Genomic DNA, 14454 nt, shown 5'->3' on the forward strand with positions numbered 1-14454 from the left:
CTCGAAGCGCATAATAGAGTATCGAGGTCCGTCCTCGCGCCAACCGTGGTGGTGGGGCGAGCGTACAGGCTTCGGTCCAATGAACGGGGAACGTCGCGTCCCCATGGGGTTTGAGATCTCGGCATTCATCAATGTTGCCATCCGCGCCGGCATCATCGTCGGCATGATCCATCGACACCGCGATTGACACCGCTATGCACACAGGGAAAGCCATGAAGAAGACAACCGCTCTCGTCGCCATCGTTGCCGGCATTGCTGTTTCCATCACCGCCCATGCGCAAGCGCAGATCGGCGTCGTCCCCGGGATCGATGACGTCCCCAACTCGCTCGTCGTCACGCCCGAGATCACATTGATCGAGTCCAAGCATGACTTTGGTACGATCGACGACAGCACACCGGTCAAGGCCACCATCCGATTCAAGAACACCGGAACCGCGACGCTCCTCCTTCAGCAGCCCAAAGGCTCTTGCGGCTGCACCGTCCCCCAACTCGCCAAGACCGACTACGCACCCGGCGAAGAAGGCTCCATCGAGGTCACCTTCAACCCCACGGGAAAGCAGAAGGGAATCTCCAAGCAGACCGTCACCATCCCCAGCAATGACCCGCTGCACGCCACCGTTGTCTGGGAGTTGCAGGCGATGGTCCAACCCAAGACCTGGATCGAGCCGCAGATGGTCTCGCTCGGGCAGTTCAATCGCCACCAGGGCACCAAGAGTCCGCTGAAGATCCACAGCGTCCTCCCCAACTTCGCCGTCACCGAGGTCACGTCGAACCTCCCCGAGAAGATCAAGCCCACCATTCAGGGATCGGCGACCGAACTCGGCGCCAGTGGTGAGAACGTCACGGTGGTCACCATCCTCGTGGACATCCTCCCGGGCATCGATGCCGGCCAGACCAACGGCATCCTCACCATCCGTTTGAGCGATGGCACCGTGAAGAACGTCTCGATCTTCGGCGAGGCCGTCGGCTCGCTCATGGCCGAGCCGGGGTCGATCGCGCTCCAGGCGATCCCTGTTGGCCAGCCCGTCGCCGCCAAGACCACCGTCAGGCGTCGCGATGGCGGGGTCTTCAAGATCACCGCCGCCCACGACCAGCCACTCTCGAATCCTGCCGCCGAGCGTGAGCCGTTCACCGTGAAGTTCACGCCCAACGACGAGGCGAATCCCACGTCGTACTCGCTGGAAATCACGGGCACCGCTCCCGACAAACCCATGGGCCTCCAAGGCGACATCGTGGTGAACACCAATATCGCCAGCGACCAGATCTTCACCATCAAGTACTATGGCTTCACGCGTGACAATCCCGCCCCCAACGCCGCACTTCCCAATGGCCAGGTCCCCATCCAGCCCGTGAAGGGCAGCATCACGCCCAACCCGCTCGGCTCCACGACCACCATGCCCGTGCCCACCACCAAGACCTCGACCAACAAGGGCGGCTGATCGGCCAGGATTCCGGTTGTCGGTTCGATTGCATCTGTCCTACCCAATCTCGTGGGGCAGGCGGCCCGCCTGCCTCTACTTCTTCTACAAACCCTGCTTCACCTGTAGTTGCGTGATTCGCTGTGAAAGGACGCCAAGCCATGGCGCAGTCATTCCTCGGCCGCTGGGCCATGATCGTTGTCCTCGCGGTCGTCGCGGGGGGCATCCATTCATGGCTGCGCCCCATCGTCAAGTCGATCGACCCCAACAAACTCACGCCCACCATCGTGAACGGCGCCACACCCACCGGAACTACACCTGCACCATCGACACCCAACGACACGTCGCCCGCGGGAACAACTCCGTCGCCAACGCCGGGCACACATGAAAACCCAGGAACGAACGACTCGGGCCCGCGCGCCCTCGGGCTTGAGATCACCAGCGCCGACGCCAAGATCCTCTTTGATCGAGGCGTTCCCTTCCTCGATGCGCGCCGCCATGACGAGTTCGATCTCGGGCACGTCCCCCAGGCCGTCGTCATGCCCCCCGACGAGTTCCCAAGCCGCGCCGCCGAGGTCATGGTCTACAGCCCCGGGCCCGTCGTGATCTACTGCGACGGCGGGCAGTGCGACGCCTCGCACAACCTCGCGAAACTCATGCAGTCCGTCGGCTTCACCCAGATCCACATCATGACCGATGGCCTCCCCGGGTGGAAGAACGCCGGGTTCCCGACAGAATCGAAGTAGCCCCACGCTCGACCTAAACTGCCGCGATGCCGCCACGCGACGACACCTTCGACACCCGCTTTCGCCACTGGCTCCTCGCGATCCTGCGCGTGGGCCTGGGCGGTCTCTTCATTTTCGCGGCGTCCATGAAACTCTCGAACCCGCAGGCGGCCTTCGACGCCGTCAACGCCTTCAAGTTCGAGATCGCCGGCCGCCCCTTGCCCGAGCATCTCGCCCATCTCGCCGCGTTCGCCCTCCCCTGGGCCGAACTCATCGCCGGCGTCTGTCTGATCGTTGGCCTCTGGACCCGCGCTGCCGCCGCGACCATTCTCGTGCTTCTCGGACTCTTCACCTTCCTGATCGTCTCGGCCCTCTCGCGTGGGCTTGATGTGAAGTGCTCCTGCTTCGGCAAGGTCGAGTTCCCCTGCACCGGCGGCATCGGCACCTGCCACATCATCCGCAACTCGGTCCTGATCCTCTGGACGCTGATCGTGCTGGGCTTCGGGGCCGGGGCGGCATCGATCGACCGGTCGACCGCCCGCCGGGCCGCGGAACGTGATTGAAAAGTCACATGTTTCGACACCGCGATTGGTGGATGTTCGGTCTATGATCTCGACCCGTCGCCCGAGGGTGGCCTGGCGTATCCAGGCCGCGGCACCTCGGGCCGAACCGACCACGACGGAGCCCGCCAGCGAGCGGGACGAGTTCCATGAGCAAGTTCACGCGTTTCACGCCCACCCAGAAGTCCCGCATCGCCCACACCTCCACCGAGGGCACCGCCTTCGTGGACTGGAAGGATGTCGAGGGCCTGCGGAAGTTCATGAGCCCCAACGGCAAGATCCTCGGTCGCAAGCGCAACAGCGCCTCGGCCCGCGAGCAGCGGATGCTCAGCCAGGCCGTCAAGCGGGCGCGCTTCATGGCCCTCCTGCCGTACACCTCGGCGACGCTCTAAGCCTTTCCGTTCGGCGATCGCACGCCGATGCGCGCGCACAGCGAATATCCAGCCCTTATTGACGTGGCCAGGGCCGCACGCCCGGTCTCGCGCGGGGACGCTATGCGCCTGGTGGTGGACCTGCTCTGGCGCGCGTTCGGCGGCGAGTCGCGCTGGTCGTGGGTCGGTTTCTATGAGCGAGCGCCCGGCGGCGAGGCGGAGATGGTGCTCGTCTGCCGAGAGCCCAAGCCCGCGTGCTCGCCGATCGGGTTGCATGGCATGTGCGGCAAGGGGCTCCTGACGAAACACGCGCTCGTGATCGATGACGTGCGCACGCTGGGCGAGAACTATGTCGCGTGCGATCCGCGGGATCTGTCGGAGTTGGTCGTGCCGGTGATCGGGGCGGATGGCGCGTGCGATGCCGTGCTTGATGCGGACTCGTTCGAGGTGGGCGCGTTCACGCGGGAGGACGCGGCCGGGTGCTGGGCGCTGATGCACGCGGCGGGATTGGTCGCTGGCGAGAGGCCCGAGATCGAGCGGGTGTATTGATGTAGAAAGTAGTAGGCACAGGCGGGACGCTCCCCTCCCTGTGCCACAAGAGCAAGTAGGTTTCAGAAGTCCGGCGGCGATTCGATGGTTACTCGTTCCGTTGTTGTGGGATCGGTGAACTCCAGGCGCGTGGCGTGGAGGTGCAATCGTGGCGCGGGATCGGCGGGGTTGTAGAGGCGATCGCCGACGATGGGCGTGCCGAGGCCGCCGGGGCTCCAATGTTCAGTATTAGGCATGTCTGAGAGTGCATCACGCGCGAAGGCGCAGTGGACGCGGAGTTGGTGCGACCTGCCGGTGATCGGGCGGAGTTCGAGGCGTGTGTGTGGACTTCCGAAGGAAGACTCTTCGCCGATCGTTCGCCAGAGGGTGATGGATTCCTTTCCATGGATGGGATCGATGATCTGGCGCGGGCGGTGGTCGATGTCGGGGCGGATGGGGAGCCGGATCTCGTTCCAGTCGATGTCGGCTCGGTTGTTGTCGCTCACGTCGTGCGGCTTCGGTGTGCCATGGACGAGGGCGATGTAGCGCTTATTGGTCTCGCGGCGTTCGAACTGGGCGGAGAGGGCGCGCTGGGATTCTGGGGTGAGCGCCACGAGAAGGATGCCCGAGGTCTCCATGTCGAGGCGGTGGACGGTGAGGGGGCCGGTTGCGTGCGGGAAGTGAGCGCGGACGCGTTCGACGGCACAATCGGCGATGGTCTTGCCAGGGACGCTAAGCAGACCCGGCGGTTTGTTGATGGCCACCCACGCGGGGGTTTGCCAGGGGTCGAGGGCGAGGACTCGGATCGGTTGCGGCGTGGTCATGGGCGGAAAAACGTGGGGTCGAACGGGAGATTGTGTGGTCCTGATCGCGTGGACCACGCATAATTGGGGATGAAGACACGGATGATTGTCGCCGTCCTCGCGGGGACGTGCGTGGGCCGAGCCGCGTTGTCGCAGCTTTCTTCGGAGGGTGCGCCTCCCGCACCGACGGTTGATTGGCGCCAGGCCGAGAGCGCGATGCTCGGCGAGCCGGTGCAGTTGACATTTCCGGAGCGATTTGCCAAGGCCGGTGAGGCGTACTTCTCGCCGGATGGCCGACGCGTGATCTTCCAGGCGGTGGCGGCACCCAAGGAGGGTGAAACAGCCGATCCGTTCTATGCGATGTACGTCGCGGACCTTTCGCGGAACGTCGAGGGCAGGGCCTTCGCGCTCGAGAACATCCGGCGCGTGAGTCCGGCCGGCTCGGCGAACACGTGCGGGTGGTTCGATCCGGTGCGTCCCGACGAGGTGATCTTCGGGAGCACGCTCGTCAAGCCCAGCGACGATCAGAAATCGGGATTCCAGGTTGGGACGCGCAAGTACCAGTGGATGTTTCCGTCGGAGATGGAGATCGTGCTGGCGCACCTGACGGCGGACGACGCGCCGGTGGCGACGCCGACTGCGATGTTCGCGCTTCCCAACTATGACGCGGAGTGCTCGTTCTCGAGCGATGGGCGATTTGTGCTGTACACGCACGTGGAGGACGCGCCGAAGGATTTGCCCGAGGGGACGCCCCATCGCTCGGATGGAAATATTTATATCTATGACACGGTGACACGTGTGCAGCACCCGATCGTGGTGGCGCCGGGGTACGACGGCGGGCCATTCTTTTCGCCCGATGGGAAGTCGATCTGCTATCGCTCGGATCGCGCGGGGAATGACCTCCTGCAAATCTATGTCGCGGACCTGAAGTTCGAGAAGGACGCGGGCGGGAGCCTGATCCCCGTGGGCGTTGAGCGTGAGTATCAACTGACGAACAACGAGCACGTGAACTGGTGCCCGTACTGGCACCCGAGCGGGAAGTACCTTGTGTATGGCACGAGCGAGGTGGGGCACTTCAACTATGAGGTGTTCGCGATCGGCGTGGACCGCGAGGCGATGGCGAAGGCCGCGGAAACGACGATCGAGGGGCAGACGGTGGACGCGACGAGCGCGTGGCACGCGCGTGTGACGCACGCGCCGGGGGCGGACATCCTGCCGGCGTTCTCGACGGATGGGACGCTCATGATGTGGACGGCGCAGCGCGGGGCGGATGGGAAGGGGCACCCCTCGAGCCAGTTGTGGATCGCGCGGTGGCGCGTGCCGAGTTCGTTGACGCCTCGAGATGTGCTGCGGGATGCGTCACTGGGTGGGCATTGAGTGGTGAGCGCGGCGTGGAGCCGTATGTTGAAAGAAGTAGAAAAAAGAGGCACAGGCGGTACGCCTGTGCCACGAGTGGTGGTAGATTGCGCGATGCGATCGGCTCAGCAGCCGGTTGAGAATGAGCCGAGGTAGTAGAGCAGATCGTCGATGGTGACGCCGCCGTCGGGGGTGCCGGTGGTGGTGCCGTTGTCGATGTCGGCGATGGTGGTGCCGGCACTGAAGGCGCCGAGGAAGTAGAGGAGGTCGTCGATGGTGGTGCCGCCATCGGGGATTCCGGCTCCGGAGCCATTGTCCATGTCGGCGACGCAGGCGGGCGGGCACCCGAGATCGCCGCAGAAGAGGACGGCTCTCGCGGGCGCGGAGCGGGCGAGGCCGGCGGTCGCGCCTGGGTCTTCGATTTCCCATTGGAAGAAGTACTCGGTTCCCAAGAGTCGGCCGTTGGGCGCGATGGGCCAGTGGACGGTGCCGACGCCGGCGTTGTCGCCGGTTGCGGGCAGGGTGATGGAGCCGAGCGTGTCGTCGGCGTCGATGATGCCGGCGATCGGAGGTTTGGTGGAGATGAGGAGTCGCGCGGTGGCGCCGGGGAGCGCGCCGGAGAGGCCGATCTTGAAATCGCTGTTGCCGACGAAGGGTGGCGTGGCGGCGATGATGGTGGGGATGCCGCCGGTGCCCGCGGTGCCGCCGGCGAGGATCTGGACGCGCTCCTGCGGGCGCTCTGACCAGAGCGAGGCGGAGTCGAAGGGGAAGATTCCATCGCGGACGCGGGCGTCGGTGAGTCCGTTCTGGAGGAAGTCCTGGATGGCGGGGGCGACCTGGGGCGGGACGTTGACCTGCTGCATGAGCGGGTCCTGGTTGTTTTGGAACTGGGGCGCGGCGCCAGGGGCGCGGGCGTAGAACTGGATGACCTGGGTGAGGTTGGTGAACTGCCCGTTGTGCATGAGGCTGGTGCGCAGGCCGACGTTCCGGAGGCTGGGGACCTTGAACTTGCCCCGGTCGGCGGGGTTGTTGGTGGTGTTCTGGAGGCCGAGGTCTTCGGCGTTGGGTCGGAGGCCGATGTTTCGGAAGCCGTTGCCGGTGAACTGGGGGGCGGGGTGGCAGGCGGCGCAGCCCGAGGTGGCGAAGGCGCCGACGCCTTGGCGCTGCTGGGGTGTGAGGGCGTTGGTGTCGCCGTCGCGGAAGCGGTCCCAGGGCGTGTCGTCGGGGTAGAGCGTGCGCTCGTAGGTGGCGATGGCCATGGCGATGCGTGCGGGTGTGATGGCGGCGTCGTTGAAGGCATTGGCGAAGAGCGCGGGGTAGGTTGGATGGGTCGCGAGCGCGGTAGCGACATCGGACTGGAGATTGCGGGCGATCGCGAGCGGGCGCGACGAGGCGAGTTTGGTGGCGACCGCCGACCAGTCGCGGTTCTGGTGGGCCATCTCGATGGTGTTGACGATCGGGCCGACGGCCTGGCTTTCTAGGGCGCCGCCGGTGGGGATAAGGACCTGATTGGTGAGGGGATCGAGGAAGGTGTTGGAGGCTCGGCCGTCCCAGAAGGTTTGTGGGGCGAAGGCGGCGGTGATGAAGGACATCGACGAGCGCCCGGTGACCTGGGGATTCAGGTCGAAGTCGGGGCTGCGCTCGTAGTCGTCGCTGCTGTCGGCGTTGATGACGCCGGGCGAGCCGAAGACGTCGTCGGGGGTGTTGGGGAGGTTGTCGAGGCCGGGCGTGCGGACGCGGCGCGCGTCGATGCCGCCCTGGGAGAAGGAGTGGCAGGTGGCGCAGGCGACGGTGTTGTCGGAGGAGAGTTGCTCATCCCAGAAGAGGACCTTGCCGAGGATCCGCTTGGCCTCGGTGATGGGGTTCTGGGCGGGAACGGGGACTGGTGGGAGGGCCGGCGGCTGGGGCTGGGCGAGTGCGCTCGTGGCGACGAAGAGGGCGAGCGCGACGGCGTGGCGCGAATGGAAAGGCATCCTTTGCTCCTCGATTGGGGCGCGAGAACGTTCTGTCCCCACGCATATTGGGGGCGGAACGCCTTCGGGGACAATCGATTTCAAGGCCGGGAGAGAATTTTCGCGGGATCAGCACCCGGCGGAGAAACGATCGATGAAGAAGAGAAGATCGTCGATGGTGACGGCCTGGTCGGGCGTGCCCAGGTTGCTCCCGTCGTCGAGGTCGGCGTCGAGCGAGCCTTCGCTAAAGACCTGGAGGTAGTAGAGCAGGTCGTCGATGTTGACGGCACCATCGGGGAAACCCCCACCCCCCCCTCCAAGGCCGTCATCGAGGTCGGCGAAGCAGGCGGTGGGACAACCTATGTCGCCACAGAAGAACGTGGCGGCGGCGGGTGCGGATCGGGCGATGCCGCCGGGAGCGGTGGGGTCGGTGATGGCCCATTGGAAGTAGACAGTCTTGCCGAGGAGTGCGCCGTTGGCGGCGATGGGCCAGGTGATGGTGGTGATGCCATCGGTTGGCGCTGTGCCAGGGAGCGTGATGGGGCCGAGAGTGCGATCGGCGGTGAGGACACCGGCGATGGGCGCGTGGCGTGAGATGAAGAGCGTGGCTTCGCTGCCGCCGCGTGCGTTGGCGAGGCCGAGGGTGAACTCAGAGTTTCCGACGAGGGGTGGGGCGGGGGCGATCATGGTGGGGAGGCCACCCGCGCCGGCGACGCCGCCGGGGAGCGATTGCACGTGGTCCTCGAGGCGCGTCGACCAGAGCGTGGCGGAGTCGAAGGGGGGAAGACCATCGCGTACGCGCGGGTCGATGAGGCCGTTGGTCAGGAAGTCGGTGATGGAGGCGACGAACTCGGTAGGGACGATGACGAAGTCCATGAAGACGTCCTGGTTCTCGGTGAACTGGGGCGCGGCGCCCTCGGCCCTGGCGTAGAAGGCGATGACGTCGTCGAGGGTTTCGAGGTTGCCGTTGTGCATGAAGTTGGATCGGAGGCCAGCGTTTCGGAGGCTGGGCGTGCGGAACTTGCCGTGGTCGGCGGCGTTGCCGTTGACTCCGCCGACGCCGAGGTCTTCGGTGGGCGGGCGGAAGCCGATGGCGTGGAAGTCGTTGTCGGTGAACTCCGGGGCGAAGTGGCAGAGGGTGCAGCCGACGGCATCGAAGTTGGTCCAGCCCTCGGCCTGTTGGGGCGTGAGGGCATCGAGGTTGCCGTCGTTGAAGGCATCCCAGGGCGTTTCGTCGGGATAGAGCGTGCGCTCGTAGGTGGCGATGGCCATGCCGATGCGGGCGGGAGTGATCGCGCCGTCGCCGAATGCCGTGGCAAAGAGTTGGGGGTAGTCCTGGACTCCGGTGAGTGCGGCGGCGACGTCGGGCTGGATGTTCCGAGCGAGGGCGAGGGGGCGAGCGGCGGCGAGTTTGGTCGCGACCTCGACCCAGTTGCGATTCTCGTGGGCCATCTCGATGGGGTTCATGACGGGGCCGACGGCCTGGCTCTCGAGTGCGCCGCCGACGGGGATGAGCGTTTGCAATGTGAGGGGGTCGGTGAAGGACGTCTTGGCGCGGCCATCCCAGAAGATGCGCGGGGCGTAGGAGGCGGTGAGGAAGGAGATGGAGGCTCGTGCGCCGGATTGCGGGCCGACGCCATAGACGGGATCGACCTCGTACTGGCCCTCGGCGTCGATGCGGACGATGCCGGGCGAGCCGAAGGTGTCGTCGTCGGTGTTGAGGATGTGGTCCGGGCCGGGAGATTGGACGCGGCGCGAGTCGACGCCGGCGTGCGAGGGCGAGTGGCAGGTGGCGCAGGCGACGGTGCTGTTGCTGGAGAGTTGCTCATCCCAGAAGAGGACCTTGCCGAGGACGCGCTTGGCCTCGGTGAAGGGATTCTCGGACGGGAAGGGGACGGGCGGGAGGGGGCTGACAAACTGGGCGTGCGCGGCCGAGGCGGCGAGCATGGCGGCGGCGCACGCGAGGCGGAGGGGACGAATCTTCATCGTGGCAACTGCTTTCGGGCCGATCGGCTGATTGGTGAAATCAACGGACGTGGTGGTCATCTGGACCATACACCATTCGTGCGGATGCACAAGGTGTTCGGGGGAATTCCGCGGGAAGAACCGCGGTCCACACGGGTTGAGTGGCAGGGATTTCCCAGCCTGACGCGGCGATGGTTGTTGGGACGGGGATTGGGGGGTGGCAAAGGGTCGGGGCTTCGATCAGTTCCCCGATGGCGTTCATCGCGCGAGGCGTTGGCTCATCTCGGCCACCATCTCGTGACGCACGGCCACTGGTAGCCCTGTCCGCCCACTGCGGGCGCGGCCAGACTGTTGGCCCCTGTGACATCAGGCCATGCGTTCCACCGGCTATCCCCTATTGATGTTCGTGGTGCCGAGATCGAGACCCGTTTCCGGGCTTCTCGGGGCGTTGTCCATCGAAAATCAGGCCGTTCCTGCGCCCGAACGGGTTCCGAGTAGGGGATGCTCCATTTCGCCGGGAAGAGTTCCAGTCGCGACCGGAAGCGTTCCGGTCACTACCGCGGGGCCTCCGGTCGCGACCGTGGGGCGTGCGGTCACCACCGTCGGGGCTCCGGTCGCGACCCGAAGGGGGCCGGTCGCGACTGGAAGAGATCCGCTCGCGACCGGACGAGTTCCGGTCACGACCGATGTCGCTCTGGTCGCGAGTGGACGAGCCCCGGCCGCGACCTGATGTGTTCCGGTCGCGATACCCGGAGTTGGGGTCGTGAGTCTTTGCGTGCTGCGCGAGAGTCGCCTCGCCCGTCCACCCACGGGGAGCGTGGCGTCCGTCGTCGGGCGAGGCCCGGCATCGGTTGGCCCTATCCGCCCACCGCAGGTGCGGCCAACCGATGGCACCCAAGACAGGGGTCAAGCCATGCCACCCGCCCCTCGGCGTCGAGGGGGAGCGGCTCGGTGATGACCTCCTGGATGCGCCGGAAGCCGTCATAGAAGTACCGCTCGGCGACCGCCCAGCCGGGACCATCTCAATCATGTCTGCGATCACAACCATCGCGAACGATGTGGTCAGGGAACAGTCTCGATCTTCGTGTAAGTGCAACCGGTGGTCTTCATCCGTTGCAGTGCGAGTCGAAGTCGATTGCCGATATAGAGGATATAAAAATCGTCGACGATACGAAAGATACAGACATTTGAAGGGACTCTACTCTGGATAATTACAGGCCTTACTACTCCACCAGACGGTAGGAAGTGTGTTCTCGTTCTGTCCAAACAGTCCACAGTATGTAGGACGTGGAGGACCCAGTACTTGAGATCCAGATCGATTCCCTCATGCCGAAGTTGAATCGGATAGTACCGGCAGTTGCCCGGTGACTCTTGCTCAAGAACAACGCGAACACGCTCCGAAACAACAAACGGGCCATATATAGGCCATGGACAGTCATCAATGCTCTTGCGATACTCGATATCTGCTACAAATGGTACGGACCGGACGGGATCTATCAGACTGTCGGCGTGCGATATGCGGCGCAGCAACTCGTAGTCTGCGCGATCGAACGTTATGTGAGTCCGTGCGCTCTCATGGCTGGAACCAGCCCCTTTCCAGTTCGACCAATGCCAGAATGGTGTCTCTCGCTTCATGGCGCGAACCACTTCTCTGGATTCCGCTGCACATCAATCGCGATCTCCCGTAATCGCTTCTCGAACGGCGGGTGGCGTGTGTTTCTCCGGCCTGGGTGCCCTCAGTCGGTTGCTCTGAACCGACTGATGCTCTCTCGATCAGTGTAGGAGTTGTGGCGTCCGCGCTCGTCTTGGGGCACCCGACTTACTCGAAGAGTTTGACCTGGGCCTTGGCGTCCTTGATTCGGCCGTCCAGGAGTTCGAGTTGGCGTTTGAGTTCGTCGACGCTTCGGAACTGGTAGTACTCGGAGGCGAAGCGGATGTAGGCGACCTCGTCGATGTCGCGGAGGCGGACCATGACGCGTTCGCCGACGACGCGGCTGTTGACCTCGCGGTCGAACTCGCGGTGGAGGGCTTCTTCGATCTCGTCGGCGAGTTGTTCCTTGACGGCCTCGGCGATTGGGCGCTTGCCGCAGGCCGCGTGGATGCCGGAGATGATCTTCTGGCGGTCGAAGGGCTGGTGGGTGCCGTCGCGTTTGATGACGACGAGGCGGGCGGTCTGCTCGACGCGTTCGTAGGTGGTGAAACGTCGGTTGCAGGCGACGCACTCTCGGCGCCTACGGATGGACTTGCCGGCGTCGCTGGCGCGGCTGTCGATCACCTTGTCGTTGTCGGCGCTGCAGAACGGGCAGATCACGCGGGAAGGGTAGCCGGAGGGAGTGGCTGGGCCGGGGCGGGCCTAGTGGACGGCGGGCGCGGCGTTCTCGGGCGGATTGGGCTCGGCGGAGCGGATGGTGACGTTGCCGTTCTCGCTGGTGATGATGAGGAGGTGGGGGGCCGACCCATCGGTGGCGGGCGCGGTGAGGACGAATCGCCTGGCGGTGAGGGCGTTTTCGATGGGGAGCCTGTCGTCGGCGCTGCGGAGCAGGCCGTCGATGACGACGGAGTCGGCGCGGACGGCGGGTTGGAGATTGAGTTCGATGGCGTCGTTCACGAGGCGCGGGTCGCGGGTGAGGTTGCCCTCGACGATGGGGACGTCTTTGAGCACTGGCGAGCGGTCCACGATCGGAAGGTCCTTGAGGATCGGTACGCGGGCGGCCTTGGCGTGGTCATTGTCGGCGGGCTGATTGGGATTGAGTTTGGCGACGATCCACTGGATCTGTTCGATGTAGCGTGGCGGGGCCTTGACGAAGAGGACGTTGCCGACGATGGAGAGGCGGGCGGTTGTGCCGCCGTTGTCTGCCCAACCTTCCGGCTCGACGAGTTCGGTAATGAGATTGTGGAATCTGACCTGATCCTGGATTGACTTGCCCGCGAGGAAGTCACCGGCGTCGATGCTGACGAGTCGTGTCTCGCGAGCGTCGAAGAAGCCGCGTGTGGCGACTTCGAGGACGCCGTCGTGCACGCGATAGTCGAGTTCGCTTTTGGTGAGGCCACGGGCGTCGCGGATCTCGTCGAAGGCGTCGGCGACGTCGGCTGCCTTGAGAGTGACGCGGACAGACTCGGCGAGGTCGATGCCCTGCTCGCCCAGGGGCGCGATGCGTGTGATGAGATTGAGGCTGGCCCGCTTGGCGACGCGTTCGAGCGCCTCGGTGAGGGACATCGGGCCTTCGATGGGTGTTGATTGCTCGGCGAGCACGGCCGTGGCTTTGGGCGCGGGGACATAGGCCTCGGTGGCGAGCGGGCGCGTGGCGCCGGGCTGGGTGACGGCCGGCTGAGTAACAGCAAACAGGCTGGTGATGAGGGCGATTCCTGAGGCGGCAATGATGGCGCTGTTCATGGCGAGTCTCCTGAAAGGGGCGCGGCGCGCCCGGGCGAGGCTTCGTGTGAAAACGGCGGGGTTTCCGAACTCCTGGAGGGCGCGGGCGAGGGCGTGGTGCTCGTTCTCGCCGGCGAGGGTCAACTCTCGGACGCGCTCGGTGATGTGGTCCTCGATCTCGTTCTGGATCGCGTCGCGATGGGACGTCGGGAGTGCTGCGACGGCGGCGCTGAGCCAGGTCTGGAGGATGGAATCCGTGGACGGCTCAAGGGACGTTGCGTCGTCCGAGTCGGTAGGTTTGTGCGGCACGAGTTTGAGTCGCTCGGCGGTGCTCATGCGGGGTGCTCTGAGTTAGTGCGCGTGCCGAGGAACGCGTTCATCATGGCGGTGTAGGCACGGTGGGCATCGACGCGGCGGGCGAGGCGTTTTCGGCCTTTGGGGGAGATCTTGTACCACTTGCGTTTTCGTCCGGCGCCCGAGTCGTCGTCGCGCGAGACGGCGCGGACTTCTTCCCACGAGCCGGTGATGAGGCCTGAGGCCTCGAGTTCCTGGAGGAGGGGGTAGAGGACGCCTGGCGTGAGTCGAAGGGCGCCGTCGGTCTTGGCTTTGGCCTCTTTGGTGAGGAGATAGCCGTATTTCGGGCCATCGGCGAGGAGGGAGAGGACCACGAGTTCGAATCGATCGTCCATGGGTTGATCCTGCGGCGGGTCGCGGGAGGTGTCCACGGTCCGCGGCGTGTTCAATATATCGGCAATAGATATATCGAGTCAAGAGAAATATCCGAGAATCTCGCGCAAGAACCGGTTCTGATTTCGTGGCCTGTCCGCATGCGTGTCGGGCTTGGCGACAACGAGTAGACGTGGTAGACACAGACGGGATGCCAGTGCCACGAGATGAGGGAGGTTCGACAGAGTGCTTCCCGCTGAATCGGGGTGTGGATGGCACGAATGAGATTCAATCTCGACTGGGTTCGGGATATGATCTGGCATGTTCTCGACCACCACGACCACGAGCCGAACGACGAGCACCCTTGATCGCGGGTGAGGCCGGGACACACGCGACGTTGATCGAAGCGCCCGGCGAACCACGTCGGGCGTTGTTGTTGATGGGCCGGGAGTTGGTGTTGAGCGGGGCCACCCTTTGTGATGGAGATCGATCGATGGCGAAGAAGCCGATGTGTTTGGTCTGCCAGAAGGAGATGGAGAAGGGGTTCATCACGGAGATGGGGGACGGCGGCGTGGCCGTGCACATGCCGAGGTGGTGCGCGGGAGAGCCCAAGCGCACTCAGTACGTCGGCGAGGTGGACTCGAGCCAGCACATGAAGGGCCTGGCACTGACGGCGTATCGATGCCCGGAGTGTGAGGCGATCCGGTTGTACGCCCCGTCGAAATGAACGAACCCTT

The 14454-nt window shown here is 64.9% G+C and carries 13 protein-coding genes; 7 read left to right on the top strand and 6 right to left on the bottom strand.

Annotation, left to right across the window (positions count from 1 at the left end):
• Window positions 1–212 precede the first annotated feature (212 nt).
• From IPK69_09480 to IPK69_09500, 5 genes are all read left to right on the top strand, one after another.
• Window positions 213–1439 (top strand): DUF1573 domain-containing protein, encoded by a 1227-nt coding sequence (locus IPK69_09480; GenBank protein ID QQS08224.1) that lies wholly within the window; start codon window positions 213–215, stop codon window positions 1437–1439.
• A gap of 140 nt (window positions 1440–1579) precedes the next feature.
• Window positions 1580–2164 (top strand): rhodanese-like domain-containing protein, encoded by a 585-nt coding sequence (locus IPK69_09485; GenBank protein QQS08225.1) that lies wholly within the window; start codon window positions 1580–1582, stop codon window positions 2162–2164.
• Between the two features lie 26 nt (window positions 2165–2190).
• Window positions 2191–2706 carry a DoxX family protein gene (locus IPK69_09490; protein QQS08226.1) on the top strand — a complete coding sequence of 172 codons (516 nt, stop codon included), beginning with the start codon at window positions 2191–2193 and terminating at the stop codon, window positions 2704–2706.
• Window positions 2707–2852: 146 nt separating this feature from the next.
• Window positions 2853–3095 (top strand): 30S ribosomal protein S18, encoded by a 243-nt coding sequence (locus IPK69_09495; GenBank protein ID QQS08227.1) that lies wholly within the window; start codon window positions 2853–2855, stop codon window positions 3093–3095.
• Between the two features lie 27 nt (window positions 3096–3122).
• Window positions 3123–3623 (top strand): hypothetical protein, encoded by a 501-nt coding sequence (locus IPK69_09500; GenBank protein ID QQS08228.1) that lies wholly within the window; start codon window positions 3123–3125, stop codon window positions 3621–3623.
• A 62-nt stretch (window positions 3624–3685) separates the two neighbouring features.
• On the opposite strand, the gene IPK69_09505 is transcribed toward IPK69_09500, so the two are convergent.
• Window positions 3686–4426, bottom strand: coding sequence for an RluA family pseudouridine synthase (locus IPK69_09505; protein QQS08229.1), 741 nt, complete (start codon window positions 4424–4426; stop codon window positions 3686–3688).
• Window positions 4427–4495: 69 nt separating this feature from the next.
• On the opposite strand from IPK69_09505, the gene IPK69_09510 reads away from it, so the two are divergent.
• On the top strand, window positions 4496–5782 hold the full coding sequence (locus IPK69_09510; protein QQS08230.1) for a PD40 domain-containing protein: 1287 nt from the start codon (window positions 4496–4498) through the stop codon (window positions 5780–5782).
• 104 nt (window positions 5783–5886) lie between these two features.
• On the opposite strand, the gene IPK69_09515 is transcribed toward IPK69_09510, so the two are convergent.
• From IPK69_09515 to IPK69_09535, 5 genes are all read right to left on the bottom strand, one after another.
• Window positions 5887–7734, bottom strand: a complete 1848-nt coding sequence (locus tag IPK69_09515; GenBank protein ID QQS08231.1) for a hypothetical protein — start codon at window positions 7732–7734, stop codon at window positions 5887–5889.
• Window positions 7735–7842: 108 nt separating this feature from the next.
• Window positions 7843–9699, bottom strand: coding sequence for a hypothetical protein (locus tag IPK69_09520; GenBank protein ID QQS08232.1), 1857 nt, complete (start codon window positions 9697–9699; stop codon window positions 7843–7845).
• 1798 nt (window positions 9700–11497) lie between these two features.
• Window positions 11498–11989, bottom strand: coding sequence for a transcriptional repressor NrdR (gene nrdR, locus IPK69_09525; GenBank protein QQS08233.1), 492 nt, complete (start codon window positions 11987–11989; stop codon window positions 11498–11500).
• A gap of 42 nt (window positions 11990–12031) precedes the next feature.
• Window positions 12032–13387: a hypothetical protein gene (locus IPK69_09530; protein ID QQS08234.1), complete on the bottom strand. Its 1356-nt coding sequence runs from the start codon at window positions 13385–13387 to the stop codon at window positions 12032–12034.
• Window positions 13384–13740 carry a PadR family transcriptional regulator gene (locus tag IPK69_09535; GenBank protein ID QQS08235.1) on the bottom strand — a complete coding sequence of 119 codons (357 nt, stop codon included), beginning with the start codon at window positions 13738–13740 and terminating at the stop codon, window positions 13384–13386. Before IPK69_09535 ends, IPK69_09530 begins: the two co-directional genes overlap by 4 nt.
• Before the next feature lie 470 nt (window positions 13741–14210).
• Here IPK69_09535 and IPK69_09540 point away from each other — a divergent pair, with 470 nt between their 5' ends.
• On the top strand, window positions 14211–14444 hold the full coding sequence (locus IPK69_09540; GenBank protein ID QQS08236.1) for a hypothetical protein: 234 nt from the start codon (window positions 14211–14213) through the stop codon (window positions 14442–14444).
• The last annotated feature ends 10 nt before the right edge of the window (window positions 14445–14454 follow it).

The organism is Phycisphaerales bacterium (assembly GCA_016699835.1).
Taxonomy (GTDB): Bacteria; Planctomycetota; Phycisphaerae; order Phycisphaerales; family UBA1924.

What these genes read in the sequence shown, in the direction of transcription:
- IPK69_09535 (QQS08235.1), bottom strand. Translation starts at nt 13,740, where the DNA reads ATGGACGATCGATTCGAACTCGTGGTCCTCTCCCTCCTCGCCGATGGC.
- IPK69_09530 (QQS08234.1), bottom strand. Translation starts at nt 13,387, where the DNA reads ATGAGCACCGCCGAGCGACTCAAACTCGTGCCGCACAAACCTACCGAC.
- IPK69_09495 (QQS08227.1), top strand. Translation starts at nt 2,853, where the DNA reads ATGAGCAAGTTCACGCGTTTCACGCCCACCCAGAAGTCCCGCATCGCC.
- IPK69_09480 (QQS08224.1), top strand. Translation starts at nt 213, where the DNA reads ATGAAGAAGACAACCGCTCTCGTCGCCATCGTTGCCGGCATTGCTGTT.
- IPK69_09515 (QQS08231.1), bottom strand. Translation starts at nt 7,734, where the DNA reads ATGCCTTTCCATTCGCGCCACGCCGTCGCGCTCGCCCTCTTCGTCGCC.
- IPK69_09540 (QQS08236.1), top strand. Translation starts at nt 14,211, where the DNA reads ATGGCGAAGAAGCCGATGTGTTTGGTCTGCCAGAAGGAGATGGAGAAG.
- IPK69_09520 (QQS08232.1), bottom strand. Translation starts at nt 9,699, where the DNA reads ATGAAGATTCGTCCCCTCCGCCTCGCGTGCGCCGCCGCCATGCTCGCC.
- IPK69_09485 (QQS08225.1), top strand. Translation starts at nt 1,580, where the DNA reads ATGGCGCAGTCATTCCTCGGCCGCTGGGCCATGATCGTTGTCCTCGCG.
- IPK69_09490 (QQS08226.1), top strand. Translation starts at nt 2,191, where the DNA reads ATGCCGCCACGCGACGACACCTTCGACACCCGCTTTCGCCACTGGCTC.
- IPK69_09500 (QQS08228.1), top strand. Translation starts at nt 3,123, where the DNA reads ATGCGCGCGCACAGCGAATATCCAGCCCTTATTGACGTGGCCAGGGCC.
- IPK69_09505 (QQS08229.1), bottom strand. Translation starts at nt 4,426, where the DNA reads ATGACCACGCCGCAACCGATCCGAGTCCTCGCCCTCGACCCCTGGCAA.
- IPK69_09510 (QQS08230.1), top strand. Translation starts at nt 4,496, where the DNA reads ATGAAGACACGGATGATTGTCGCCGTCCTCGCGGGGACGTGCGTGGGC.